A 26349-nucleotide genomic window follows, 5' to 3' on the forward strand; every position below is an offset into this window, starting at 1 on the left:
CATCCGCGAGACTGGCGGCGTGCCCGGCGTCGACCCCTCGCGGAACCGGACACCGCACCCGCGGTGTCCCGCTGCCGAAGGAAGCCTGAGATGACTCGTATCCGCATGGACCTGTTCGCTTCGCTCGACGGCTTCACCGCGGCGCCGGGCAACGTCGGGGAGAACCCCATGGGCGAGGATTGGGGGGCCCTGACGGCGGCCTACGCAGCAACCCGCACCTTCCGGGCGAAGGTGTTCGCCGACACCAGCGGCGCTGGAACCACGGGTGTCGATGACGCCTACGCGACCGCATTCTTCACAGGCGTGGGCGCGGAGATCATGGGTGCCGGCATGTTCGGCGTGCACGCCCACCCCGACGATCCGGATTGGAAAGGCTGGTGGGGCGAAGATCCGCCCTTCGGCTTCCCTGTGTACGTCCTCACGCACTCGGCACCGCGACCCTCGTTACGCTTCGGTGGCGGGACCGCATTCCACTTCCGGACCGGACCCATCGAGGGAGTGCTCGACGAGGCGATCGCCGCGGCGGGCAGCCTCGACGTGAGGATCGGGGGCGGAATCAGCACGGCACGCGAGTTCCTCAGCGCAGGGTTGGTCGACGACCTGCACGTCGGAATCGCGCCCATCGTGCTCGGCCGAGGCAACGGCGTCTGGGAGAACCTCCGCGGACTCGAGCTCTCGCACGCCGTGTCGACGGAAGTCGCCGAGAGCGGCACGATCCACGTCACCTTCACCCGCTAGTCTCCACACCGTCCCCATGTCGTCGCCTGTCGCCTCTGCCTACGCGGACCGGGCCGGTGAGTACGTCGCGAAGCTCGGTGCGATCTCGTCCGCCCATCCGTCCGACCTGCAGCTGATCACCTCGTGGGCGTCGCGCATCGACGGTCCGATCCTCGATGCGGGGTGCGGCCCGGGACACTGGACTGCACATCTCGTGCAGCAGGGCCACGACGTGCGCGGCGTGGACCAGGTGCCCGAGTTCATCGACCATGCTCGCCATACCTACCCCGGCGTGCCTTTCACCGTCGGCAGCTTCGACCGGCTCCCTGATGCCGACGGCAGTGTGGACGGCATCTTGGCCTGGTACTCCCTGATTCATCACGACCCGAGCGCGGTACGCGCCACACTCGAAGAGTTCGGACGGATGCTACGACCAGGCGGCGCGCTTCTGATCGGCTTCTTCGTCGGTCCCCTCGTCGAGCCGTTCGATCATGCAGTGATCACCGCCTACCGGTGGCGGCCGGAGGCGCTCGCGAACGAGCTGAGCGCCGCGGGCTTCCACGTCATCGAAACCCATACGCGAACCGGACGGCATCCGAAGCCCCGCCCCCACGGAGCGATCGTCGCCGAGCTCGCAATGGCGGACTGAGCGCTGCGGGTCGGTGGCTAGCCTGGGCGCATGGAAGCGGAATGGATCGAATATCAAGGCCCGGAAGACAGATCATGGCGGTGACGGCGGATCGACTTCGGCCGACATCGGGACGACCGGATCCATGGCGGTGATCTCCGTTGACCTGAGCTACCCGTTCGAGGGTCGGTGGCGAGTGCAGAACAGTCCCGCTGACCGGGTGCCCAGTCACGGCACCACCGCGTTCGCGTCGTCGTATGCGATCGACTTCGTCCCCGTCGATCTCCGGGGGCGCACCGCGCCCATCCGGGTGGGCACTCTCGTGCGGCCCGAACCACCGGAACGGTTCCGCGGCTTCGGGCTGATCCTGCGTGCTCCGGTGGATGGGATCGTCGTTCTGACGCACGACTCGGAACCGGACCATCCTGCGTATCGTGGTCTCCCCTCCGTCGGATACGCCCTGACGCAGCGGCGGCGAGCGCAGGCAGGGTGGGTGGCCCTCGCCGGGAATCATGTGCTCATCGAGACCGACGGCATCGTGGTCGCGCTCTGTCATCTCCAGCAGGGCAGCATCGAGGTGCAACCGGGTGAGCGAGTGGATGTGGGCGACGCGCTCGGTCGATGTGGGAACTCGGGGAACAGCACCGAGCCGCACGTGCACGTCCAAGTAGTCGACAACATCGACATCGATCAGGCCCGCGCGGTGCGGATGACATTCGATGGGTCGATGCCCCGGAACGGCGACATCGTCATCGCAGCCGCCACCTGAGCGTCATCGCGGCCTAGTGTCGACGCATGACTTCTCCACTGCGGAAGGCGACAGCGTGAATCATCGCGGAGCGCCTCGTGCTGCTGCCGCGATTCTCACCGCGGCGGTTCTCATGGTGGCGGTGACCGGCTGCACTTCGGCCTCTTCCGGGAGTCGCGCGGCCTTGTACGAGAGCATCGATGATCTCGCACGGGACAGCACGGCGATCGTCGTGGGAACGGTGACGGCGCAACGGCAGAGCGACGACGCGATGGTCTCGACGTTCCAGGTGTCGAACGCGCCGACCAACCCGCAGCTCGGTGGTGATCTCGACAGCGCCGACGTTCCACCTGTTGCGGGTGACATCGTCGAAGTCCGCCAGATGGACAGTGCGGGATCCTCGCTCGCTGCGCCGCTCCTGGAACCGACCCGGGAGTACCTCCTCTTCCTCACGCCGAGCATGTTGGGTGGCGACGCCGCCACGCAGTACTACGTGACGGGTGGCGAGGCCGGCCTGTACATCCGCGAGGGAGACGAGTTCCGACGCATGGTGACGGACAGCGGCGACACCCTTCCGGAGACGATCACCATGACCGGGGACGAAGGAGGCCCGTGATCGCCACGCGCGGACGGCACGTGCGAGGTATGGTCACAGCTGACCCGATCGCTCGGCCGAAGAGACGGCGGCAGCCCGCGTCGGTGCGCCGAGCTTGGTCAGGATGTTTGCGACGTGTCGGTGCACGGTGTGCGGGCTGACCCCGAGATTCTCGGAGATCTGCGTGTTCGTCATCCCGTCGGCGACAAGGCGCAACACCTCCCTCTCGCGGGAGCTCAATTGGTCGGCGCGACCGTCGAGCGGGCGGAGTCGATCCGTGCGATGGGTTGTCGTTCTCCCTACGACGCCGAGATTCGCGAGCACTCGTTCCGCGATGTCGGACTGCGCCTGCGCCTCGGGGTGCGCAGGGGGAAGCGACGAAGCGAGCCCCAGCCGTGCTTCCGCCTCATCGAATGGGAGTCCCGCATCGTGGAACAAGCGGACGGCGCGACGCCATGACGCCGCGGCGAGGTCAGGACTCGCGACGATGGCCGCGGCCTCCGCGGCATGCGCTGCGAGCGACGGTGTCGCCACGCTTCCGGCGATCACGGCGATCACGGCGAGCTCACGAGCTGCGGTGGCGGCGCGTTCCGTGTCACCGGACGCGTTCGCACATCGGGTTGCGGCCCGGAGGACGCGTGCTCTGACCAGCGTGTCGCTCTCGTCGATTCGAGACAGGAGAGCATCTACCTGCGCCCACGCCAAGGGGGCTTGTCCGCGGTCCATGAGGATCAGCGCGCGACCCAGGATCGCGCGGACATCGAACTCCGCACGCGCGAAGAGATTCTCGGCCTCGTCGAGTCGCCCCTGCCGCCGGCGCAGTTCACCGAGCGCGATGACGGCGTCCACACGGGATCCGCGACGAGAGGTCTGCATCCGATCCAAGACGGCCAGGAGCTGGTGCTCGGCATCTACCCACTCACCGCTGTCGAGCTGAACGGACGCGTACATGATGCGGCAGACATCGAAAAGCGGCATGAGCCCCCTCTCGCGGCAGACGCGCTCGACTCGGGCGCACCATTCCAGGGCCCGGGAGAGGTCCTGAGTCTCGTAGCACGCCGCGACGAGCCAACAGCAGATCTTCCCCATCCACATCGGATCCGAGACCTCGCCGGCAAGAGCTGCGGCCACCGACTCGTTCAAGACGCGGAGGCCGTCGGCTGGCTCACCACGACGAACCACAGCCAACCCCGCGAGTGCGTGACCGACGAATTCGAGATCGACCACGCCGAGCTGCGCCCCGATCTCGGCCGCACGTGTCCCCGCTTCCACCGCGATATCCGGCTGATGCGTGACATTCAGTGCGAGCTCCGCCTCACGGGCGGCCAGCCACCCGTGCTCAGGCACGGTGTCAGTCTGCGAGCGGAGAAGCTCTCGGGCTCGGGAGAGCCACCCCTGCGCGACGGAAACGCCCTCACCGAACAACGCAGCGTCGTATCCCAGGGCGACCGCCGCCCGAGCGGCCCCGCGATCATCCCCGGCCGCCCGGTATAGCCGATAGGCCCGCTCTCGGGCGGAGAGGCAGCCGGCGGCATCATCGAGCCACCACTTGGCCTGGGCGATGTCCTCCGACGCGGCGGCGTCACCCACGGGATCACCGGCGTCACGCACGGGATCATCGGTCATCAGCCCGGCGCCCCGGCCGGATACCGGTGCGGCGGGTGTCGCCACGAAAGACGCCCCACTCGAGTGCTCCCGCAGACCCGGGTGGGCCGCTCGACGACCGCGCATCGGGGTGCCACGTAGTCAGGATGGCACCCCATGCGCGGATCGGCTAGGCGGCGACGCCCGCAGCCAGCGCCTTCACGTCCGCGGTCGTCAGTGCGTTGCCGGCGATCCCCCAGTCGCCACTCTGCACCTCCTCCACGATGCACCACGTCACGGGGCGCATGTTCTCGCCTTCGATGGCGACCATCGCATCCGTGAGATCGCGAACGATCTGCTGCTTCTGCTCGCGGCTGAAGACGTCTTCGATGATCTTGACCTGAATCAACGGCATGATTTCCTCCTTCGGATGCCCAGCCGCTGCCGGGCACCCTCAGGATCTCCCGGCGACGGGGGAGCCGGCATCACCGGTATGGGCCACCTTCGTCCCGCGCGACTGATGGCCCGGACGGGCCACCGGACGATGCCGGCCCCGACTCACCGTGACGCAGCAGCGATGAAGCCCGCGAGGATTGCGCAGACCGCGAGGGATGTCGTGATCACTCGGATCAGGAAGAACTTCTCCCACCGGCTCCGTGTCTGCTGCCAGTCTTGCGGCGGAGTCGACGGCTCCCAGCGAGCCATTGCTCGATTGATCGGCAGATCGCCGCGCACGGTCGCCATCAGCGTGATGACGAGGGCGCTCAGCGCGACAGCGGTCGCGACGACTGTCACTGCTCCTCCGCCGGCGAGGGCGACCACGACACTGACGGCGGTGGAGAGCAGACTGACGAGCATCAGCGGCTTTGCGAGTCTCGGGGCATCGCGATCGATGAGACGTTTCATCGTGAGATAGGGCTCGTATTCGAGCTCCCGCAGTGGCGGGTTCAGGATGAACTGTCCCGTGAGATGCACTCCGGCGAGGAGGCTGACCAGCGCGAGCGACACACCGAGCGACACAGCGAGCACATCTGACCCTTCTCGTCCGGCCGAGATGATCGGGCCGACGCCGGATCATCTCGAGGGAGGAGTTCTCATTCTGCTCCGCCGCTGCGCGCAGGTGAAGGTCGGCACGGATTTCGTCTCTGGTGGCCGGCGCCTCCGCGATCATGGACGGGGCGCCGCGGCGTCAGGACGAACGGGCGAGCACCCAAGCGGCGTCAGCGTCGGTGGCGTCGATGATGCTCAACTGCACCGGGCCGGCGTAGCCGCCGCTTTCGATGATGGTCGACAGTGCCCCGCTGCACAGCATGGTGCCCTCGTACAGCGGCCGTTGGTCCTCGCCGGTGGCAGCCGTGGTCAGGCGAAATCTGACCCGCTCGCCGTCGCACCGTCCTTCGAGGAGAACTTGCCCACCACGCAGCACGTCCACCGAGGTCGAAGTGGATTCCGGGACTCCACCCGCGCCGACGGCGTCGAACGTCGCGCGTGCGATTTCATCGGCCGCCGTGGGCGGCGGTGTGAGCGGCAGCGGGGTCGTGGTCGTCGTGATTGTGGGGCTCGGTTCCCACGAGCTCTGCGAGGAGGGTGTGACCGGGGCCTGTCCGTCGCTCAAGCCGGGGGCCGCGCACGCGCTCAGCGATGCGATGAGCACGATCGAGGCGCCGCCCACGAATGAATTCTTCTTTCGAAGGCGTGCTGTCGTTCGGTCCGAGCGAGTGGATTCGATGTCATCCATCACTCCACGCTGGCACCATCGCACTCGGAAGGACGGCATTCCCACGGCATTGCCAGACACCCGGCTGCCGGTCGCTTAGGGCAGTCTGTGACGATGAGTCATTCGCCGGTCGTCCATATCGTGCTCGTCCGCTGGAAGCGGGAAGTCAGCTCAGCGGTGCTGGATGAGCTCACGGAAGGGGCGCACGCGCTCGCGGACGCGGTCCCCGGGGTCCTCGATGTCGCGTGCGGACCGAACACCAGCCCGGAAGGTCTTGCGGGCGGGTTCGATTGGGCGCTCGTCGTCGATTTCGTCAGCAGCGCTGCTCGCGACGACTACCTGCCTCACCCGGCGCACCGACCCGTCGCGGAGCTCATCACGCAGTGGGCGGAACAGGTCGTCGTCTTCGACGTCGCTGCATCATCAGGTGACCGCTGACCATCGACCGAGGACTCAGTGGGGATGGCCTTCGATCGAATAACGGCGTTCGATCCCCGTCGTCACTCGACCCCATTCGCTGCCGGTGACTCGCTTCCGATGCTCCTCGAAGGCGGATTCGTCGTCGAACCGTTCCTCGACCGTCCACGTCATGGGGTCGTCCGTCGCAGTGACGGTGAAAGACCGGCAGCCAGGCTCATCACGAGTGAGCGCGATGTGCTCCGGCAGGTGGAGACGGACGACGCGCGCCTGCTCCTCGGTCGTGCAGATCAGCTGTCCCCTGACGCGCACCTCGCTCATCCACCCACCGTAGGGGAGGGCGCCAGGGCGTCGCTGACGGTCGCGGAGGATCGCCCTTCTCTCAGAGCCGCTTCCTCAGGAGGAGCGAGTCGCCGTGCACTTCGTCATCCTCCTGCTCACCCGTGTCGACGAACCCCAGTTTGTCGAGGACTCGCAGCGACGCCGTGTTCCACGCACGTACGGTCGACACGAGGTGCGTGTAACCGAGCATCCGCGCCTCTTCGACGATTGCGCCCCCTGCCTCAGTCGCATACCCGAGATTCCAGAACGCCCGCAGGAACTCGAAGGCGAGCTCAGGTTCTCCAGGGCGGCCGACGGAGCTGTCTATGAGCCCGCAGTACCCCAGGGGGGTCTCGGAACCTCTGCGCTGCACGACGAGCAGACCGGGCGCCGGTACCTGCGTGTAGCCACGCAGCCGAGCCTCCAGCTCAACAACGCGGGGATGTCCATCACGAGTGAGGCGACGATGAGCGGGGACGCGGGGGTCACGTTCCGCCCAAAGCTGTCGGTGAAATGCGGCGTCGTCGATCCGCCACGTCCGCAACACCAGGCGCTCGGTCTCGACAGTCCCCGTCGGTGCTGCCCTGTCGTCGCCCCGCATGACGTGATTATGGCAGCCCGACACTCGTGAGACGGGCGCCGCAGTTCCGTCTGCGCATCCGCCGTCCCGTGCGTCACTCGGCACGCGCGCTTCGCCGGCACGCGCGAGGCGTGTCGGGCCCCGCGCCCGCGGAGTACTCGCGACGTACACCTTTCCGGCGGATGCGCAACCCCTGCGGCGAAGCGAGGGGAGCCGTGTCAGGGTGAAGTCCCTCAACTGACAGGACGGCACTATGTCGGCTCGAAACACCCTTGTTCGCGGAATGCACGACGTCGGCCTCGCGGCCTGGTTCGGCGGCACCCTCATGGGCGCCGTGGGCCTCAACGGCGGAACGGCGAAGGCCGCGAACCCCCAAGAACGGCTGCGGCTTTCGTCCATCGGCTGGGCGAAGTGGGCCCCCGTGCAGCTGGGCGCCATCATCATCCACGGCATCGGCGGGGTCGGACTCATCCTCGGCAACAAGGAACGCCTCAAGAACCAGTCCGAGGCGCGCACCAACACGGGTATCAAGCTCGTCGTCACGATCGCGGCCGGCGTCGCCAGCCTCTACGCCGGACTGCTCGGAGCGAAGATCGCCAAGCACGCCGATGAGGGTGGCGCGGGCGTCACCGAGCCCGATGCCTCCGCGTCGAAGGAGCTCGCGTCGGTGCAGCAGCAGCAGCGCGTCGTCCAGTGGGTCATCCCTGCGCTCACGGCGGTCCTGATCGTTCTCGGAGCGCAGCAAGGCGAGCAGCAGCGCCCCATCGCCGGATTCCTCGACCGCTTCACCCACTGATCAGGAGCGCACCATGCAGATGGACGAACACGACAAAGCAGGCACGTCGGATGCCGCGGCCGACGGTTCCACCGTCGCATCCTCGTCGGAGCCCGACGAGAACCTGCCCGACACCACGGACGAGAAGGACACGCCGGTCGAGAACCCGTCAGGCTGACCCTCATCCACCCGGCGTCCGCGCCCCGGCGACCTCCGTCGCCGGGGCGCGCCCTTGTCCTCCCGCGTGGAGTGCCTGAGCCGGCTCGTCGTACGGACGCGGGCGGCGGTGCGCGGCGGATCAGGACGGATGCTTCGCGAGCAGTTTCGACACGGCGATCATGGCACCCCCGAGCACGGCGGGTATCCCGCCACCGGGATGAACGGACGCCCCCACACGCCAGAGCCACGGCGTCCCCGGGTCTCGATATGCCGGTCGGTGGAGCGGACCGCTCATCCACAGCGGCCGCGCGGCGCCGTACAGGGCGCCGTGCGGTTCGCCGAATGACCCGTAGTACTGCGGATCGAGCACCACCTTCGCGCCCAGGCCGGCGGTCAGCGGAGCATCGAGACCCATGATCGTCGAGATGCGCTCGACCTCACGGCGCACGAAAGGGTGCTCGAGCGTGTACTTCCCGCCGTCGGCCGGCCCGGTCAGCAGGATGCCCAGGGTGCTCCGGTCGTTCGGATAGATCTCACCGGCCCGGTAGTGGTTGACGAACACCATCGTGTCGGCGGGCTCGTCGCCCGCAGCGAGGCTGCGATGCAGCGCGGCAGGCCTGGTCGGAAGGATGACGCTGTGGGCGGCGATCTCGTCGGGCAGGGCGTGGTCCAGCACTCCGTAGATCGCGATCGCCGAGCAGGAGAGCGTACGGGGTCGGCGCGAGCCAGATCGGCCCCGCAGCGCGTCCAGGCGGTCGGCGTCGAGCGCACTGACGACCAGATCGGCGGGATACGCCGTGCGGGTGGTCGTGACCCGACCGCGTTCGACACGTGTCACCGTTTCGCCTGTGCGCACCTCGACGCCTGCGGCATCCGCCAGCCTCTGCAGAGCGAGCACGATCTCGTAGACGCCTCCGCGCGGCACCCACACCCCGGTCTCAGCCATGATCGCGGGCATGCTCGCATAGAGCGCCGGTGTGCGCGCCGGCGAAACACCGGCGTTGAGGGTATGGATGGCGATGATCTCGCGCAGGCCGTCCGGCAGCCACGTGAGGCCGTCCAGATAGGCGCGCGTCGTGAGTCGGGAGCCGTAGACACCGAGCAGTCGCCGCAGCGCAGGCAACGACGCGCGGTCGAGCGGATCGGCGAGCAGCAGCGCGGTCACGTCATCGGCCAGAGGTGCGTGCAGAGCGCTGAACCGCTGCCAGGCCGGGTACCAGGGGTGGCCCGGCGGCACGGGCAGCGAGACGACCTCCCCGTCGTAGTAGTAGCGGCCGACCTCGGGCAGGCGCACCAGTTCGAGCGCGCCGACGTCCGCGATCGGCCGGCGTCCCGCATCCAGCCGGCGCAGCAGCTCGTCCCATACGCCGGGGAAGGTGACGAGGGACGGCCCCGTGTCCACCCGTTCTCCGTCGAGTTCGAACCGTCGGCTCTTGCCGCCCACGGTCGTCGAGGATTCCAGCAGGGTGACGCGGTGACCCGACCGGGCGAGCAGCGCGGATGCCGCGAGGCCGCCCAGCCCGCCTCCGACGACCACGATGCGACTCATGACGTCACGCCTTGCGCGCTGATCAGCACGGTCACGGGTAGGTCCCGAAGAAGATGGCGGCGAGGAGCAGCGCACTCGCCACGGAGCCGGCGATGTACGGGAACGCCACGGACAGGGGATAGAGGAGTCGACCGGTCGCCGGCGTGGGGCGCCGCATCAGGCGGACGATCAGGATGCCCGCGATCACGATGTTGACAGCCGCCACGGGCAGGCTGACGACGGCGAAGAGCGCCGTGGCCACCACCCACCACGCCGCACTCCAGACGGCGGTCCCGCGCGGTCCGAGCCGGACGGCCGTCGTCGTGATGCCCGACGCGCGATCCTCTTCGATGTCCTGCACGGCGTCGAAGGCATGCTTTGCCACGCTCCACGCGAGCAGACCGGCCACCGCCGGCCACACCGGCGGCGCACCCAGCGCGACGGGAACGATCAGCAGGGGCAGCGCGTACGCGGCGTTGCTCAGGGAGTCCAGGAACGGGCGCGTCTTGAAGCGCAGGGGTGGCGCGGAATAGAAGACGAACACGCCCGTGTAGAGCAGGATCAGGGCGACCGCCGCGAGCGGGAGCGCGAGGACGAAGTAGACGAGGAAGGGGAGGTTCAGGGCCGCGACCGCCCACGCGATCAGCCGTACCTCCCGCGGCTCGATGCGCGCACCCTCGATGGAGCCCTTGCGCGCGTTGAGCGCATCGGTGTCCTGGTCGAAGATGTCGTTGACGCCGTAGATCAGAAGATTGAAGGGCAGCGTCAACCACAGGATGATCGGAAGAGCCTGCAGGTCGAAGAGCTGGCCGGTCAGCCACATGCCGACGACACCGGTGCCGATGGCGTTGATCCACAGGACCGGGCGCGAGATGTGGATCAGCCGCGTGACGTTCGACCATGCCCCGGACGATCGGGTCCGGGGTGCCACCCCGGGCCGGTCAGCGACGGTGACTCCCACCGGTCGAACGCCCTACCGGCGCGCTGTGATCGTCGATGGCAGTACTCCTCGAGCTGTCGGTCAGCGGCGCGTCCGGTGATACGTACTCGCGATTTTAGCCGGGGTTCCCGGGCTCGGGGTCGGGCGGCGCGGACGCCCGCAACACGCCGTCCGTACGCGGCGCAGCGCGTCCGCGCGCGGCGTGTCGCGGCCGCGCGGCGGAGTCCGGTCATCCGGCGCTCGGTCAGGCGGCGGATGACTCCGCGGCCAGTCGCGCGACCAGGCCGTGAGCGGTCTGTTCGTCGAGGATCAGATGCGTGACGACTCCTGCGCGGAGCGCCGCCAGGAGCGGCACGATCTTGTTGTCCCCGGCGACGGCGCACACGCGGCGGGGAATGCGACGCAACTGCGCCGGCGTGGGACCGGTTGCACGTTCGTTCAGAGTGAGGTCCTCGTACGTCCCGTCCGCACGCAGGAACACGGTGCAGACATCGCCGACGACGCCCTCCCGGTCGAGCATCCGGATATCGGCGGGTTCGAGGTAGCCAGCGGAGTACACATGGCTCGGTACCTGGCCGGTCACCGCCCCGATGGAGAACAGCGCGATGTCCGCCCGCTCCTGGAGGTCCAGAACGCGGGCCACCGATCGCTCCCGCCACATCGCCTGCCGCGTCGCGGCGTAATCGAAAAAGGCGGGTACCGGGAAGAACTGCACGCGGGCGTCGTAGGCCTCTCCGAAGCGGGCGACGAGATTGCCCACGTAGTCCGATCCGGTCACGCGATTGTTGGCGCCGCCGTTGAGCTGCACGATGACGCTTCCGCGCGTCGGCTTCTGGGGCAGGTGCTGAGCGACCGCTGCAAGGGTCGTGCCCCACGCCACGCCGAGAATCATGTCGGAGTCGAACCAGTTCGAGACGACACGCGCGGTGGCCGTCGCGACCTGGTCGAGCCGTTCGTGGGTCGAGGCCGAATCGCTGACCGGGACGACATGCGCCTCGACGCCGAAGGTGCGCGCGATGCGCTGCGCGACCTCGGGAGCATGAGAAGGCGTCGGGCGGAGGGTGACACTGACAAGTCCGGAGGAGCGAGCCTCCTTCAACAGCCGCGACACCGTCGAGCGCGACATGTGCAGCCTGCTGGCGATGGTCTCCATGGTCACGTCTTGCAGGTAATACATGGACGCAGCCGTCAGGATCGTCTCTTCCTTGTTCATTTCCCCCCTTTTGCACATACGTGCAGGTTGCCTGCGCGCTTTGCCATCGGCGTCGTCGAGCGTAATACGCTTCTGGCCGGCGGCGGATGCACCGGCGCCGTCGCGGAGGAACGGACGAGACCATGCCCGATGATCGGCTGAGCACTGCGACCCGCGAACGCGCCCTCGCGCGGCTCGTCTCCAGCGCTGACGCAGGCGGCGAACTCGATGTCCTCGTGATCGGCGGCGGGATCACCGGGGCGGGAATCGCCCTTGATGCGGCGAGCCGCGGCCTGGACACCGCGGTCGTCGAGGCGCAGGACTGGGGATCGGGAACCTCGTCCCGGTCGAGCAAGCTCGTGCACGGGGGGCTGCGCTACCTGCAGATGCTGGATTTCAAGCTGGTCGTCGAGGCGCTCGCCGAGCGAGACCTTCTCCTGACCCGCGTCGCGCCGCACCTCGTGCGGCCCGTCCCGTTCCTCTACCCCCTGCGCCACCGTGTCTGGGAGCGTGCGTTCGTCGGAGCCGGCATCGCCCTGTACGACGCGCTCGCAAGCCTTCGAAGAGGGAAGCGGGCACTGCCGTGGCATCGTCACCTGTCGAGAGCGCAGGTGGCCGAGGTGTTCCCGGATCTCTCCGCCTCCGCTGCCGTCGGAGCGATCGAGTACTGGGATGCGACCGTCGATGACGCGCGATACGTGGCCACCCTCGTGCGCACGGCCGTGGGTCGCGGCGCGCACGCGGCGGCCCGGACGCAAGTGGTCGAGCTCACCAAGAACGACCGCGGAATGGTCGACGGAGCAGTGCTGCGCGACCTCGAGACCGGTGACGTCTTCCCTGTCAAGGCACGTCACGTCATCAGTTCGACGGGGGTGTGGACGGAGCGATCGCAGGCCCTGGCGGGCGAGACGGGAGGCCTGCGGGTCCTGGCCTCGAAGGGCATACACATCGTCGTCCCCCGCGATCGCGTGCGGGGTGATGCCGGACTGATCCTGCAGACCAAGACGAGCGTGCTCTTCGTCATCCCGTGGTCGCGCTACTGGGTGATCGGTACGACCGACACCCCGTGGAACGAGGACCTCGTGAGTCCGACCGCTCATGCCCGCGACATCGATTACGTCCTGAATGAAGCGAACGCGGTCCTGGAGCACGCCCTCACGCGCGACGACATCGTCGGAACCTGGGCGGGACTGCGCCCGCTGCTGCAGCCGGGGACGAAAGAGGGAACGTCATCCGAGAAGGTCTCGCGCGAGCACACCGTCGCGTCTCCCGTCCCCGGTCTGACGGTGATAGCCGGAGGGAAGCTGACCACGTATCGGGTGATGGCACGCGACGCCGTCGACTTCGCGCTCGGAGAGGAGCAGGCATCCGTGCGGCCCTCCCTGACGAAGTCCATTCCGCTGACGGGCGTCGGCACCCTCGGCCAGATGGAGCGCGACAAGCGAGCGATCGGGCGCCAGTTCGGGTGGGATGGGGCCATGATCGACCACCTGACGCACCGCTACGGCGCGAACATCGGTGACATCGCTCAGATCTGCGACGCACAGGCCGACATGGCCGTCCCCCTGCGACATGCCCCCGCCTACCTGCGGGCGGAGATCGTCTACGCGCTCACGCACGAAGGCGCACTCCACCTGGAGGACGTCATGCATCGCAGAACGCGCATGGTCTACGAATACCCCGGCGAGGCACGAGCGGCCGTGCGCGAGGTGGCCGAGATCGCGGCCGGCGAACTGGGATGGACGGCCGAGCAGCGGGACTCCGAAGTGAGGGCCTACCTCGCCGACGCCGACGCGGTGGCCGCGGCTGCCCTCGAGCCCGATGACGCCGCCGCCGCCCGCGCACGGGCAGCGGCACCGGGGATCCTGCGGATGGCGTAGCCGCCCCGACCCGGATCACCAGGCCGACCATGTCCCATCTCAACGGAGAGAACCACTGAACGTGACTCGCTATGTACTCTCGATCGACCAAGGCACGACGAGCTCCCGCGCCATCGTCTTCGATCACGCCGCGACGGTGGTCGCGAGCGGCCAATTAGAACACCGGCAGCACTTCCCACGCGCCGGGTGGGTCGAGCATGACGCCGTCGAGATCTGGAACAACGTCCGGGAGGCCGTGGGCCTGGCGCTCACGCGGGCGAACCTCACCCATAGCGACATCATCGCGGTCGGCCTCACGAACCAGCGCGAGACCACGGTCGTGTGGAATCGACACACGGGGGTGCCGGTCTATCGGGCGATCGTGTGGCAGGACACGCGCACGCAGCGCATCGTCGAAGACCTCGCCCGGGAACAGGGGGTCGACCGCTACAAGGATGTCGTGGGACTGCCGCTGGCGACCTACTTCGCCGGACCGAAGGTCGCATGGATCCTCGACAACGTCGAGGGCGCCAGAGCAGGAGCGGAGCGCGGCGACCTGCTCTTCGGGACGATGGACACCTGGATCCTGTGGAACCTGACGGGAGGCGTCGACGGCGGCCTGCACATCACGGATGTCACGAATGCGTCGCGCACCATGCTGATGGATCTGGACACCCTCGCCTGGGATGAGCAGATCGCCTCCGATATGCGCATACCGATGGGGATGCTTCCCGAGATCAGGTCCTCGTCAGAGGTCTACGGCGTCGGTCGATCCCACGGCATGCTCCCCGGAGTGCCGATCGCCGGTGTTCTCGGGGACCAGCAGGCTGCGACGTTCGGACAGGCGTGCTTCAGCGAGGGCATGGCCAAGAACACCTACGGCACGGGGAACTTCCTCCTTCTGAACACGGGTGAGAAGCGCGTTCGCTCGCAGAACGGCCTGCTCACCACCGTCTGCTACAAGATCGGCGAGGCTCCCGCGGTGTACGCGCTGGAGGGATCGATCGCGGTGACCGGATCTCTGGTGCAGTGGCTGCGCGACAACCTGGGGATGCTCGCAGACGCCGCCGACGTGGAAACCCTCGCCCGGCAGGTCGAGGACAACGGCGGCGCCTACTTCGTCCCCGCGTTCTCCGGACTCTTCGCACCGTACTGGCGCCCCGACGCGCGCGGGGCCCTCCTCGGATTGACGCGCTACATCACGAAGAACCATCTCGCTCGGGCAGCCCTGGAGGCCACCGCCTTCCAGACCCGCGAAGTGGTCGAGGCGATGAACGCGGATTCCGGCATCCCCCTCACTGAGCTGCGGGTGGACGGTGGGATGGTGGCGAATGAGCTGCTCATGCAGTTCCAAGCCGATCAACTCGGTGTCGACGTCCTCCGACCCGAGGTCGTCGAGACCACCGCGCTCGGGGCGGCGTACGCCGCCGGCATCGCGGTGGGGTTCTGGGAAGGGCCGGACGCGGTCACTCGGAACTGGCGCGAATCCCGGCGGTGGACACCCCGGATGCCCCTCCTGGAGAAGGAGCGGATGTTCCGCAACTGGAAGAAGGCGGTCACGCGCACCATGAACTGGGTCGACGGCGACGTCGACACCTGATGTGCCGCGCGGTCGCCCCCCACCTCACCTCACCCCCACAGACTCGTCACCCGTTCACTCGTCACCCCCACACAAAGGAGTAGGGACCACATGAAAACCACCTTCCTCAGACGCAATCCGTTCTGGCTCGCGCTGTCACTCGTGCTGATGCTCGTGTCCGCCATCGTCGCATCGGCCGTCCAGACCAATGCCGGCTCCGTCGCGATCAAGGACATGCGCTGGGAGACGCCCTCCGGGCAGATGATCAGCGCCCTGCTGTTCACACCCGACGGCGTTTCGGCCGACGCGAAGGCGCCGGCGATCGTCGTGTCGCACGGGTGGTGGAACAACCGCGAGATGCAGGACGCGAACTACGTCGAGCTCGCGCGCCGCGGATTCGTCGTCGTCTCCATCGACATGTACGGCCACGGCAACTCGTCGCCCTTGATCAACGATCAGCTCGAGCTCGGCGGCACCGGCATGTACGACGTCGTCAAGCTGGTCGCCGACCTGCCGTACGTCGATCCCGAGAAGATCGGCGTCTCAGGCCACTCCAACGGCGCCCGCGCGGCCAACTTCTCCGTCGTCCTCGACGACGCCGCAGACGAGCAGCTCATCGACGCGGTGTTCCTCGTCGACAACGACCCGATCTACATCGACGCGGACGGCGCCTACACGAATGTCTACGGCACTCGGGATGTCGGTCTCGTCGCCGACCAGTACGACGAGTTCTTCTTCCGCAGCTACAGCGCGGAGGGAACCCCGCTCACGCCTCCGCGCGACTACATCACGACCCCGAACGCCCAGTCATTCCTCAACTTCGGCGCCGACCCGTCCGGAGCGGAGCAGCGCTCGGCAGGTGAGTTCTATGCGGAGGACTCGGCCGAGCGTGTCGTGTACACGCCGGCGGAGACACACCCCTGGGGAACGATCTCCCAGACGACCGTGGCCTCCCAGCTCGAGTTCTGGGAGAAGACGTTCGGTGCTCCCACGCCGATCGAGGCGGGCGCGCAGGTATGGCAGGTGAAGGAGACGGCCACGGCGTTCGGACTCGTCGGGTTCGGCATCTTCCTCGTCGCCTTCACGCGCGCGCTTCTGGGCACACGCGCCTTCGCCGGACTGAAGCTGACCGAGGAGCGACAGCTCGCCGCCTCGACCCGCACCGGGTTGGCGTGGTTCTGGGGCGGGCTCCTGGTCTCTGCGCTCTTCTCCGGCTGGAGCTATGTGTGGCTCAGTCAGCAGCCGGTGATGCAAGGGATCGCCTTCAACGCGGTGCCGAGCATCTTCACCCAGGGTGCGGTCTTCTTCATCGCCGTGTGGGCGGCCATCAACGGCATCGTCGGTCTGATCATCATGGTCGTGTCGTACTTCGCGTTCGGTCGCCGCAACAGCGTCGATCTGCGTGCTCGCGGTGTGCTGCCCGGGTGGAAGAAGTTCTTCCACGGCATCGGGCTGGGCGCCGTCACGGTCGCCGCGGCCTTCACGATCGTCTTCGTACTCGACTACTTCTTCAAGACCGACTTCCGGTTCTGGGTCGTCGCCGTCAAAGCGTTCGACGCCGACAAGCTGTGGATCGCCCTGCTGTACGTCCCGTTCTTCCTGGTCTACTTCCTCGCCAACTCGGTGGCCATCAACGGGTTCAACCGCTTCACGCTCCGCGGAAAGGAATGGCTCAACACCCTGGTGCTCGCCGTCGCCAACTCGCTCGCCCCGATCGTCCTCGTCGTTGTGCAGTACGTGACGTTCTTCGTCACCGGCGAGACGATTCCCGGGTTCGGAGGCATCTTCAGCATCTGGCTGTTCCCGGTGATCCTGATCCTCGCGGTGTCGGCGGTCATCTCTCGCAAGATCTACCGTGCGACCGGCAACCCGTACATCGGCGGGTTCATCAACGCCGCGGTGGTGACGATCATGTCGGTGACCAACACCCTCACGGTGACCTACTGATCGGCTGACCGCGGGGAGGTGCACGTCGGCGACGACGGGCACCTCACCGCGAACGGTCGCGACACGCCGTCCGTACGGCGCGCAGCGCGTCCGCGCGCGGCGTGTCGCGACCGTTCGGGAGAGTCCGGTCATCCGGCTCGGTGACAGAGTCCGGTCATCCGGCTCGGTGACCCGTCAGCTCGTGCGCACCCACGTGGCGCCGTTCCAGCGGATCGCACCCGCGGCGGCGAAGCTGTCGAGCCAGCCAGACATCGGCCATCGCCCCCAGATCCCGGCGAAGATCGCACCGTTGCGCAGGATGTCGTCGAGGTGCTGCCACGGCGGCGACGACGTCGGGTGCCACTGGTGGTACGCGTGCGCACCCCCGACCCAGCGGAGGGCGACACCGCGCTCACGGGACCGCCAGGCGAAGTCGGTGTCCTCCGCGCCGTAGCCCTCGAATACCGGCGAAAACTCTCCGATCGCCTGCCAGGTCGTCGACGTGAGAGCGAAGGACAGCGACCAGAACAGGTCGTACTCGCGCGGGTCGGCACGGCGCACCTCGCCGTCGTCGGGCATCGGACGGGCGGGATGGGGGCGGGTCAGCTCGAGCATGTCGGCGAACGTCGACGGCCGCACGCCCTCAGCCAGGTAGGTCACCGGCCCGCAGAGGAGCGAGTCCGGATGCTGCGCCGCCGCGCGCTCGTAGCGCCCGAGCAGCTCGGGGCCCGCGAGGCAGTCGGCATCGAGGAACACGAGCACCTCTGCACCCGCGTCGATCGCGGCCCGCGCTGCGGCGTTTCGTCCGGCGGCCACGCGCAGCCCCTGCACGCCGGGTGGGACGTGCACGGCGATCGCCTCTGCGCCGTCGGTCGGGGAGGCGGGCGCCTCCTCGTCGAGCCAGCCGACCACGCGGATGAGCGGGTCGGTGCGATCCAGCCGGTCCAGGAACTCCTGCTGACGCTGGAGATGGGCTGCACGGGACTGCGAGGCGACCGTGATCACGGCCACGCGGGCCGTCATCGCGCGGCTCCGAGGATGTCCGCGGCGGCACGGGCGGCGGCTCCGCCGATGCCCCACCGGTCCCACGCCGGAGACAGCGAGCGAGCCCTGTCGAGGAGGGCGGGCAACCGGTCGGCCGACGGCCAGGAGTCCGCCACGACCGCGAGTCCGGCGTCGTCGAGCACCCGCGCGGTGGCCCCCTGCTCGTCGAACGGGCGCGGTGAGGCGATGACGAGCGCACGCGCCTCCGCGGCCGCGAGGTCGGCCACACTGTTCTGGCCCGCGGCGCTGATGACCACCTCGCTCGCGCACAGGGCATCCCAGGGATCGGCCTGCCATGAGCCCGAGGAGGCTCCCGCGACCGTCATGGTCCAGCCGTGGGCCGCAGCATCCGTCGCTGCTCGGTGCAGCACGTCGGTGCCGGCGACCTGTCCCAGCACCAGCACGTGCCGGGCGAGCGGATGCTGCGACCGCGCGCGCCCGTCGAACCGCGTGATTCCGCCGACCCAGGACACCTTCTCGCCCACGACCTCGAGCGCCGCGGACGGGGTCATGCCGCGCGCCCACGGCGCGATGATGCGATCCGCCACGCTGTACGCCAGCCGGTGGGGTGCGTCGGTGCGCTCGCCCGGCTGGGTGAAGACGACCGTCGGCACGCCGAGCAGGCGCACCCAGACTGTCACCTCGACCGAGACGTCGACCACGAAGACGTCGAACGGATCGCGCTCGCACTCGTCGGCGATCGTGGTCAGCCGGCGCCGATGGCCCGGATGGCCGCGGGGAGCCCAGTGCAGTGCACCGCCCGCGGTCGGGTCGTCGGCGAGCGGATCGTGCGGAACGCCCGCCGCGTCGAATCGCGGATCGTCGTCGCGGGGGAGCACCACCCACTCGGTGCCGTCGGGCAGATCGGCGGGCTGCTCGAGGCTGGAGAACACGGTCACATCGGCGTCGAGGTGTGGTCGCACCGCCAGGAAGCGCGTGAGATGACCGTGCCCGTGGTGGTGCACGTACCACCCGGCACGTGTCACGCGACCGCCGAACGCTCGTCGAGGGTGGAGGTCAGCGCGAGGAGGATGTCTTCGAGCTCGTCGTGCCGGCGCTCCAGCGAATGACGGATCACGGCGTCCGCGCGCACGCGCTGACGGAAGCCCTGGTCCACGACGCTCCGCTGGATCAGCAGCTCGACCGCGCCGGCGAGGGCCTCGACGTCTCCGCGGGGTACCGCGAGGGCGCCCTCGGATCCGCCGGTCACCTCGGTCACGCCCCCCGCGTCGAAGGCGGCGACGGGCGTTCCGGTCGACATCGCCTCGGCGATCACGAGGCCGAACGGCTCGTCCCACATCGGTGTGACCAGTGCCACGGCACTGCGGCCGACGACGCGGGCGAGGGCTTGCTGGCGCAGCGGCCCGACGTACCTGACGTCGGGGCCGAGACGGGGGAGGATCTCGCGCTCGAAGTACAGCGGATCGCCCACGCGACCGGCCAGCACGAGCCGGCGACCGACGAGACGGGCGGCGTCGATCGCCAGGTGGGGCGCCTTCTCGGGCACGATCCGCCCGAACCAGACGAGGCCCCTCCCCCCGGTCCCGGCTGACCAGCGACGGGTGTCGACCGCGTTCGGGAAGACCGTCGACTCGACGCCGGCGTGGAGCCACTCCCGCATCGTGTGCGTGCTCACGGCGAGGTAGCGGTGTTGAGCGCCCTCGACGCTGCGGTGCGCCGCGAGGATCTCGGGCAGGGGAGGCGTGTGCAGCGTGGTGATCATCGGCATGGGCAGCCGATCCGTCCAGGCGATCGGCACGCCGTGCAGGCTGTGGTTGTCCACCACGTCGAAGCGCTCGGGCCCGTGGGCGATGTACGCCATGGCCCGGTGCATCGCGAGGGCGACTTCGCGTCGGTGCCCGCGCGGGTACGCGACGTCCGACACCGGAGCGCCGTCGGGCCACCGCAGCCGGGGGAGAGTCAGTTCGGGGGCGTCGCCGAGGAAGTCCGAGCCCGCAGGACCGCAGAGCACGACCTCGTGGCCGTGCTCGCGAAGTCCGCGGACGCGCTCCCACACGGCGCTCTCGAGGCCGCCCGCGTGCGGCTCGTGGAGCGCGTGACGCGAGGGGGCGATGACCGCGATCTTCAGGGCCCTCGTGAACGGATTCATCCGATGTCCCCTCGTTCGGTCACTCGTGCGTACAGGTCGGTGTGCCTGCGACGGATCTCGGCCAGATCCGTCAGCCGCGACATCCGGCGCTCGGCCATGACGTGCGTGCGTTCATCGCTCCCCGGGCGTGAACCGGCGGCGGCGCTACGGTCGATCGCCGTGGCCAGGGCGGCGGGATCGCCGATGTCGAAGTACTCGTACGACCGCGGATGCTGCTGACCGAGGTATCCGACATGCGGTCCCGCGACCGGCACGCCCAGGTCGTGGCAGAGCTCGACCCACCCGGAGTGGGTTCCATGACGATAGGGCAGCACGCACACATCGAGGCCCGCGATCTCGGCCCAGAGCTGCGCATCGGAGGCGCGCGGCCGGCGCTCGAGACTGAGTCGGGGGGTCGCGTCGACGATGGCGGCGAGATCGGCCACGACGGCCTCGTCGCGCACGTCCTCGTTCAGATAGACGACGCCCGCGACATCGTGTCGGCGTTCCCGTTCGACCGCGAGCGCGCGTGCGAGGGTCCCGACGGCGCCCACGGCGTCGATGTTCGGCCGGAGGTCGCGCAGGTGCATCCCCGCGGTGACGGGGCCACGGGGGAGCCCGGCCGGTGCCACGTCGATCGGCAGCAGAGGCGGATGCGGGATCACCTCGACGTCTCTTCCCCAACGCCGTGTGATCTCGCGCGCGGCACCGGGGGTGAGCGTCACCAGTGCGCTCGCCGCGGGGATCAGCTCGTCGAGAATGCGCAGGTGGCCGGACTGATCGCTGAGCTGGGGGTTCTCCAGGTCGTGCACGGTGTACACGACCGGGCGTCCGTGCCGCTTCGCCGTGGCGATCGCGGCGGCTACATGGGCGGCTGCGTACGACTCGGCGCCGAAGTGCACGTGCAGCACATCGAACCGCTGCGCGTTCCGGTCGAGCCACGCGGCGTCCAGCATCTGGGGCGGCCACCATCGACCCTCCGGTGCTCCGGGCGGCAGCGGATCGGGGAGGAGCTCGATGAACCGGGGGTCGCTGACCGCACGCACGTAGGGGTGCTGAGAGGGGATGGCGGCGACTCTGAGTCGCGGCGGGGCAATGACGGTAACGGCGCCACCCTTCGAGGTGAGGAGGAGAGGGGAATCAGCGTGTCAGGGGGTCCTGAAGGGGTCGACGTAGCGCACAGAGCGCGGGAGGGGAAGTCGGGCAAAATGTCCTGGACACGGACGTACAGTTCTCACTATGCGATCGCGACGGTCTTCTGATGGGGCCCTTGCGGGCGAGGAGAAGTGATGATAGCGACCGAAGACGTCGATCCCCGCACACGGCACTACCGCGAGTTCTACGGTCTCTCGGAGCATGCGCTCGAGGCGGGCCTCGTGATCGGCAACTGCCAGGCCGAATCGCTGCGACTCGTCATCGACGCCGCCGACACCCCCACCGTGCGCGTTCCGCCGGTGCACGAGCTGGAGCCCTCGGACATGCCGCACTTCGAGCGGCTGCTGCGAGGCGCCTCGTTCGTCGTGACCCAGCCCATCCGTGACGACTATCGGGGACTGCCCGTGGGGATGTCTCAGGTGCGCGCGCTCCTGAAGGACCACGCCCGGTTCGCTGTCGTCCCCGTCCTGCGGTTCACCGGGCTGCATCCCTTCCAGCTGATCATCCGCATGGGCGGGCGTGTGGAGGATCCCCCGCTGGTGCCGTACCACGACGTGCGCGCACTGATGCGTGCGGCGGGGCTGACACCACGGCAGGGACTCAGCGCCGATTCGGTGCGGGCCACCGCCGCGGCTTCCGTCGCCGAACTGGCGCGTCGAGAGCAGAGGAGCGGCGCCCTGCCCATCTCGGATGTCTTCGCGGCGCCCGAGTTCGACATGATGCGCACGATCAACCACCCGGGCAACCCCGTCTTCCTGACGCTCGGCGCGCGGGTGCTCGAAGCGTTCGGCGCCCCGCACCCGCCGGTGGACCCGGGTCGCCCGCTCCTCGCGAGCGTCCAGGCTCCGCGCGAGGAGTGGGTCGCGGAGGCGTGGGGGCTGACGGATGCGACGCGGGAGGGGTGGATCGTCGACGGTGCGGCCGTCGGGGCCGAGGTCGTCGCCGAGGCGCACGCCCGGTGGTACGAAGAACGGCCGGAGTTCGTTCGGGAGGCACTGACCGTCGAAGCCGACGCGGTGCAGGCGTGGGCGGCGTGAGCCACCCGCGGATGGTGCTGCACGATGACCCGCAGCACGGGGTCGCGCTGTACGCCGACCAGCTCACCGGCGCGATCGGACTTCCCGGACTCGGGATCCTGCTCGACAGGCTCGGCGACCTACCCGCGGGGACGCCTCTGCACCTGCACTTCACCGACCGCCTGTGGGCGGACTCGCCGGAGGCGGCGGCCGAACGGATCGTCGGACTCGCGGGGCGGCATCCGTTCACCGTCACGCTGCACGATCTGCCGCAGCCTTCGGACGGTGAGCGCAACCTGCCGCGGCGGTCCGCCTGCTACCGCGCCGTCGCGCGCGCTGCCGGCCGCGTCGTCTGCAACAGTGCCCACGAGGCTGCCCTGCTGCGGGAGTACACCGACTCGGGAGTGGATGCCGTCGTGATCCCTCTCCCCGTGCAGCGGCAGCCCTCCGGCGCGATCGAGGCGCCGGACGGCAGCGTCGGCGTGCTCGGCTTCTTCTACCCGGGCAAGGGTCACGACCAGGCCCTCGCCGCGATGGCCGATGCCGGTGCGACGACCATGAGCATCCTCGGCCGGGCGTCGCCCGGGCATGAGCAGGAGCTCGACGCCTTCGTGGCGCGCGCAGCGACGGTCGGGGTGCACGTCGAGGTGAGTGGGCACGTGGACGACGCCGAACTCGTGCGGCGCAGTCGCCGTGTCTCGGTTCCGGTCGTCGCCCACCGGCATGTGTCGGCTTCGGGTTCGCTGGGCAGTTGGATCTCCGCCGGCCGTCGGCCGATCGCGACGGCCAACCGCTACACGACCGAGATGGCGGCGCTGCGACCGCGTACCCTGACGATCGCCGACCCGGACGAGCTGGGCGCCGCGATCGCCGCCGCCTTCGCCGACCCCGCCACGACATGGCTTCCGAGCGACCTCGACGTCCCGCTCGGGCGCGCCGAGGTGGCCGCCGCCTATGTCGCCGCGTGGGAGGGGGTGCAGTGGTGACACGGCCCCCGTTCGGCGGGTGGGTGCCGGGCAACCGGTGGGACCTGCTCGACGGTGTGCATCCCGATCCGCTGCCCACCGTGTCGGTGGTGATCGCGCATTTCGAGCAGCCTCGCGAGCTCGCGCGCACTCTGCGCGCTCTCGACCGGCAGACGTACCCGGGCGCCCTCGTCGAGGTGATCGTCGCCGACGACGGCTCCGCTCTCGAGCCCGCCGTCGGGCCCGGCGTGCGGCTCGTCCGGCAGGAGGATCGGGGCTTCCGGCTCTCGGCCGTGCGCAATATCGGCGTGCAGGAAGCGTCGGGCGACATCCTGTGCTTCCTCGACGCCGACACCGCCCCCGAACCGGACTACCTCCGACGGTTGACCCGACTGCCCGCCCTGCTGCCCGAGACCGTGACCGTCGGGCGCCGCCGGCACGCCGACCTCGCGGACGTGCCGATCGACGTGCCCGTGGAGGAGGTGGCGCCCTCACGCGCACTGGAGGACCCGGCCTGGCTTGCCGACGCGTACCGGTGGTCCCGCGATCTGCGCGACGCCGACGAGCGGTCCTACCGGCATGTGATCGGGGCGACTCTCGCGTGCACCCGGTGGCTCTTCGACGAGGTCGGCGGTTTCGACGAGACCTTCACCGACTACGGCGGCGAGGATTGGGAGTGGGTGCATCGCGCGTACTCCGCCGGTGCGCTGCTCGCGCACGAGCCGACGGCGATCGTGTGGCACGACGGCCCGGACTGGGCCGGGCGCGACGATACGGCGGCCGCCGAGCGGCACAACGACGAGGTGCTGCGCATGACCACCCGCATCCCGGTGGCGGGGTCGCGCGGGCATGCCGTGCGTGCCCGCGTCCCCGACGTGGTCGTCCGGCTGCATGATCCCGCCGGCGGGGAAGCGACGGATGCCGCGACCTTCGTCTGCGTCGACACGGTGCTGAGCGCCCTGCCGCATGCCCGCGTCCTTCTCGACGAGGGGCGTTCCCTGGCGCTGTTCGCCTCCGACCCCCGCGTCGGCATCGCCCGGCCGGAGGATGCATCGCCTCATCGGGCGAGGGTGCACTTCGACCTCCCTCGTCCCGTGGCGTTCCACGGCGATGCTGCGGCCGGCGAGCTGTCGACGGCGATCGGGCTTCTCTCCAGCGCCGAGCACGGCGACCTGCGTCTGCGCGACCGCGACGGGACCCTCGTCGGGCGGGCGGTGAGCGGACGAGCCGCGCAGCGACGAGCGCGGTGGGACGTGGACGAGGTCGTCGCCATCGAGGACGTGCGGCTGGACGGCGCGATCGTGCTGCGCGCACAGCCCGATGTCGAGGCCTACCTCGGGGGGTGGGCGGCGGAACGCCACCTGCGGTGACGCGGGGCCGTCCGTCTACCGCGCGCCGGGCTGGGCCTCGAGATAGGACTCGTAGTCGGCTCGGGAGATGTCCGCGTAGTCGTATGCCCATTCGAGAATGGATTCCGCGACGACTCGGCCGTTGCCGATGTAGCCGGCGATGAGCGCGGCGGTGCTGGACTGCACGTGGGCGCGCGCGAGCGTCGTCGCGCACGTGTCGGCGTACCGGCGGAACGGGGCGTCCTCCAGCGTCTCCATCTCGATGCCCCCCTTCATGTCGTGGAACTGGCGCACGTAGAAGTCGTTTCCGTTCTCCTCCACCCGCAGGTGCCCGAGGAACGGGTCGGACACGGCCTGCAGGATGCGCTGCATCGCCACGACCCTGCCGCCCTCGCCGAACTGTTCGACGTGGTCACGGACGGCCTGCGGCTGGACGATCCCGCCGAACTCCTCGAGCACGCTGCGCCCTGCCTGCTTCGCCTGCAGCAGAAGGGCATGACCGGAGCCGTCCTGCATCAGCACGAGGAAGCAGCGCGTCCCCACGCTGCCCACACCCACCACGCGGCGCGCGACGTCGCTGACCACGTAGTGCTGGAAGAGCATCCGGATGTCGACCTTCGTGCTCGCGACGTAGTCCAGGGTGAACGCGTGCAGTCGCTCTTCCAGCTCGGGCGCGGTGTGCGTCATCGTCGGGGGCGACTCGATGAAGCGCAGACGGCCGTTCTCCGCCCGCTCGGTGATCCGGCGGGTGGCGCGTTCACCCGTCCGCTTCTGCGCATCGCGCATCGCGGCTCGCATCGTCCGCCGCGACGCGGGATCCGTGCCGCTCAGCCGCGAGTGGGCGTCGAAATGCTCGTAGTAGCGCTCGAGAGGACTCAGGCGGACGCCCGCCGCCATGGCCCGGGCGTAGGTGCGGACCGCGCTGAGTGCCGCATTGCGCACGACCCGTTCATCGCGCGACGTCGACTGCCCGGCGATCACGATACTCGTGACGAGCCGCTTGAGGTCCCACTCCCACGGGGCCCAGCCCGCCTCGTCGAAGTCGTTGAGGTCGAACACGAGCGTGCGCTGCGGCGAGGCGTAGAAGCCGAAGTTGGCCACGTGCGCGTCGCCGCACGACGCCACCTGGATTCCGCTGTGCGGATCGCGCGCGAGATCGACCGCCATGATCGCGGCCGTACCGCGGTAGAAGGCGAACGGGCTGGCCGACATCCGCTCCGCACGCATCGGGAGCAGGTCCTGCACCCGCGTCGCGTTCTGCGCGTCCAGGATGCCGAGCGGGTCGCGGCCGGCGGTGTCGCGCCGCGACAGCGTGCTGCGGGGGACTTTCGAGCGGATGCTGCGGCCGATGTCGAACTGCGCGCTGAGTGTCGGCGGCGACACCCACGTCGCATCCAGGGGTTTGGGCGAGGTCATGTGCTGATCATGGCACCGACCCGCGGGCCGGTGAGGGGTGCGTCTATATA

26 protein-coding genes and 1 pseudogene are annotated in these 26349 nt (G+C 69.1%); 13 read left to right on the forward strand and 14 right to left on the reverse strand.

The window, feature by feature from the left end:
* The first annotated feature begins 90 nt into the window (after positions 1-90).
* From ACFM35_RS13095 to ACFM35_RS13110, 4 genes are all read left to right on the forward strand, one after another.
* Positions 91-738: a dihydrofolate reductase family protein gene (locus ACFM35_RS13095; RefSeq protein ID WP_378842697.1), complete on the forward strand. Its 648-nt coding sequence runs from the start codon at positions 91-93 to the stop codon at positions 736-738.
* A 16-nt stretch (positions 739-754) separates the two neighbouring features.
* A complete protein-coding gene (locus ACFM35_RS13100) occupies positions 755-1366 on the forward strand; it encodes a class I SAM-dependent methyltransferase (RefSeq protein ID WP_378842699.1) in 612 nt (203 codons plus the stop codon).
* A gap of 124 nt (positions 1367-1490) precedes the next feature.
* Positions 1491-2114, forward strand: coding sequence for a M23 family metallopeptidase (locus ACFM35_RS13105; RefSeq protein WP_378842701.1), 624 nt, complete (start codon positions 1491-1493; stop codon positions 2112-2114).
* 163 nt (positions 2115-2277) lie between these two features.
* Positions 2278-2709: a hypothetical protein gene (locus ACFM35_RS13110; RefSeq protein WP_378842703.1), complete on the forward strand. Its 432-nt coding sequence runs from the start codon at positions 2278-2280 to the stop codon at positions 2707-2709.
* Positions 2710-2742: 33 nt separating this feature from the next.
* Here the strand turns inward: ACFM35_RS13110 and ACFM35_RS13115 are convergent, their stop codons facing one another.
* From ACFM35_RS13115 to ACFM35_RS13130, 4 genes are all read right to left on the reverse strand, one after another.
* The gene (locus ACFM35_RS13115) at positions 2743-4314 is read right to left on the reverse strand and encodes a LuxR C-terminal-related transcriptional regulator (protein WP_378842705.1); all 1572 of its coding nucleotides are present in this window, start codon (positions 4312-4314) and stop codon (positions 2743-2745) included.
* Positions 4315-4462: 148 nt separating this feature from the next.
* Positions 4463-4687, reverse strand: coding sequence for a tautomerase family protein (locus tag ACFM35_RS13120; RefSeq protein ID WP_378842707.1), 225 nt, complete (start codon positions 4685-4687; stop codon positions 4463-4465).
* 143 nt (positions 4688-4830) lie between these two features.
* Positions 4831-5301, reverse strand: a complete 471-nt coding sequence (locus ACFM35_RS13125; protein ID WP_378842709.1) for an anthrone oxygenase family protein — start codon at positions 5299-5301, stop codon at positions 4831-4833.
* A 160-nt stretch (positions 5302-5461) separates the two neighbouring features.
* Positions 5462-5944, reverse strand: a complete 483-nt coding sequence (locus ACFM35_RS13130; protein ID WP_378842711.1) for a hypothetical protein — start codon at positions 5942-5944, stop codon at positions 5462-5464.
* 159 nt (positions 5945-6103) lie between these two features.
* On the opposite strand from ACFM35_RS13130, the gene ACFM35_RS13135 reads away from it, so the two are divergent.
* Positions 6104-6427, forward strand: coding sequence for a Dabb family protein (locus ACFM35_RS13135; protein ID WP_378842713.1), 324 nt, complete (start codon positions 6104-6106; stop codon positions 6425-6427).
* A 15-nt stretch (positions 6428-6442) separates the two neighbouring features.
* Here the strand turns inward: ACFM35_RS13135 and ACFM35_RS13140 are convergent, their stop codons facing one another.
* Entirely contained in the window at positions 6443-6727 is a 285-nt protein-coding gene (locus ACFM35_RS13140; RefSeq protein ID WP_378842715.1) for a putative quinol monooxygenase, read from the reverse strand.
* A gap of 61 nt (positions 6728-6788) precedes the next feature.
* Positions 6789-7328 (reverse strand): GNAT family N-acetyltransferase, encoded by a 540-nt coding sequence (locus ACFM35_RS13145; RefSeq protein WP_378842717.1) that lies wholly within the window; start codon positions 7326-7328, stop codon positions 6789-6791.
* Positions 7329-7590: 262 nt separating this feature from the next.
* On the opposite strand from ACFM35_RS13145, the gene ACFM35_RS13150 reads away from it, so the two are divergent.
* A complete protein-coding gene (locus ACFM35_RS13150; RefSeq protein ID WP_378842719.1) occupies positions 7591-8103 on the forward strand; it encodes a hypothetical protein in 513 nt (170 codons plus the stop codon).
* A 13-nt stretch (positions 8104-8116) separates the two neighbouring features.
* On the forward strand, positions 8117-8260 hold the full coding sequence (locus ACFM35_RS13155; RefSeq protein WP_378842721.1) for a hypothetical protein: 144 nt from the start codon (positions 8117-8119) through the stop codon (positions 8258-8260).
* A gap of 120 nt (positions 8261-8380) precedes the next feature.
* On the opposite strand, the gene ACFM35_RS13160 is transcribed toward ACFM35_RS13155, so the two are convergent.
* From ACFM35_RS13160 to ACFM35_RS13170, 3 genes are all read right to left on the reverse strand, one after another.
* The gene (locus tag ACFM35_RS13160; protein ID WP_378842723.1) at positions 8381-9790 is read right to left on the reverse strand and encodes a phytoene desaturase family protein; all 1410 of its coding nucleotides are present in this window, start codon (positions 9788-9790) and stop codon (positions 8381-8383) included.
* A 31-nt stretch (positions 9791-9821) separates the two neighbouring features.
* A complete protein-coding gene (locus ACFM35_RS13165; protein ID WP_378842725.1) occupies positions 9822-10700 on the reverse strand; it encodes a UbiA family prenyltransferase in 879 nt (292 codons plus the stop codon).
* Between the two features lie 253 nt (positions 10701-10953).
* Positions 10954-11922 (reverse strand): sugar-binding transcriptional regulator, encoded by a 969-nt coding sequence (locus tag ACFM35_RS13170; protein WP_378842727.1) that lies wholly within the window; start codon positions 11920-11922, stop codon positions 10954-10956.
* A gap of 122 nt (positions 11923-12044) precedes the next feature.
* Between ACFM35_RS13170 and ACFM35_RS13175 the strand changes: the two genes are divergently transcribed.
* The 3 genes from ACFM35_RS13175 (at position 12045) to ACFM35_RS13185 (ending at position 17286) form a co-directional block, all read left to right on the forward strand.
* Positions 12045-13781 carry a glycerol-3-phosphate dehydrogenase/oxidase gene (locus tag ACFM35_RS13175; protein ID WP_378842729.1) on the forward strand — a complete coding sequence of 579 codons (1737 nt, stop codon included), beginning with the start codon at positions 12045-12047 and terminating at the stop codon, positions 13779-13781.
* Positions 13782-13842: 61 nt separating this feature from the next.
* Positions 13843-15360: a glycerol kinase GlpK gene (gene glpK, locus ACFM35_RS13180; protein WP_378842731.1), complete on the forward strand. Its 1518-nt coding sequence runs from the start codon at positions 13843-13845 to the stop codon at positions 15358-15360.
* 90 nt (positions 15361-15450) lie between these two features.
* The gene (locus ACFM35_RS13185) at positions 15451-17286 is read left to right on the forward strand and encodes an alpha/beta hydrolase family protein (RefSeq protein WP_378842733.1); all 1836 of its coding nucleotides are present in this window, start codon (positions 15451-15453) and stop codon (positions 17284-17286) included.
* 174 nt (positions 17287-17460) lie between these two features.
* On the opposite strand, the gene ACFM35_RS13190 is transcribed toward ACFM35_RS13185, so the two are convergent.
* From ACFM35_RS13190 to ACFM35_RS13205, 4 genes and pseudogenes are all read right to left on the reverse strand, one after another.
* Positions 17461-18288, reverse strand: coding sequence for a glycosyltransferase family 2 protein (locus tag ACFM35_RS13190; RefSeq protein ID WP_378842735.1), 828 nt, complete (start codon positions 18286-18288; stop codon positions 17461-17463).
* A complete protein-coding gene (locus ACFM35_RS13195) occupies positions 18285-19295 on the reverse strand; it encodes a hypothetical protein (protein WP_378842737.1) in 1011 nt (336 codons plus the stop codon). The genes ACFM35_RS13190 and ACFM35_RS13195 overlap by 4 nt, the downstream gene beginning before the upstream one ends.
* Entirely contained in the window at positions 19292-20419 is a 1128-nt protein-coding gene (locus tag ACFM35_RS13200; RefSeq protein WP_378842739.1) for a glycosyltransferase, read from the reverse strand. Before ACFM35_RS13200 ends, ACFM35_RS13195 begins: the two co-directional genes overlap by 4 nt.
* A pseudogene (locus ACFM35_RS13205) lies at positions 20416-21513 on the reverse strand (glycosyltransferase); the annotation flags it as partial. The gene ACFM35_RS13200 and the pseudogene ACFM35_RS13205, both read right to left, overlap by 4 nt.
* A gap of 174 nt (positions 21514-21687) precedes the next feature.
* Between ACFM35_RS13205 and ACFM35_RS13210 the strand changes: the two are divergent.
* From ACFM35_RS13210 to ACFM35_RS13220, 3 genes are read left to right on the forward strand one after another with little or no spacing between them, the layout of a single operon-like run.
* Positions 21688-22590, forward strand: coding sequence for a WcbI family polysaccharide biosynthesis putative acetyltransferase (locus ACFM35_RS13210; RefSeq protein WP_378842741.1), 903 nt, complete (start codon positions 21688-21690; stop codon positions 22588-22590).
* A gap of 11 nt (positions 22591-22601) precedes the next feature.
* A complete protein-coding gene (locus ACFM35_RS13215; RefSeq protein ID WP_378842743.1) occupies positions 22602-23555 on the forward strand; it encodes a glycosyltransferase in 954 nt (317 codons plus the stop codon).
* On the forward strand, positions 23549-24904 hold the full coding sequence (locus ACFM35_RS13220) for a glycosyltransferase (RefSeq protein ID WP_378842745.1): 1356 nt from the start codon (positions 23549-23551) through the stop codon (positions 24902-24904). Before ACFM35_RS13215 ends, ACFM35_RS13220 begins: the two co-directional genes overlap by 7 nt.
* Positions 24905-24919: 15 nt before the next feature.
* Here the strand turns inward: ACFM35_RS13220 and ACFM35_RS13225 are convergent, their stop codons facing one another.
* On the reverse strand, positions 24920-26299 hold the full coding sequence (locus ACFM35_RS13225; RefSeq protein ID WP_378842747.1) for a DUF2252 domain-containing protein: 1380 nt from the start codon (positions 26297-26299) through the stop codon (positions 24920-24922).
* Between the last annotated feature and the right edge of the window lie 50 nt (positions 26300-26349).

Source organism: Microbacterium songi, from assembly GCF_042747925.1.
Lineage (GTDB): Bacteria > Actinomycetota > Actinomycetes > Actinomycetales > Microbacteriaceae > Microbacterium.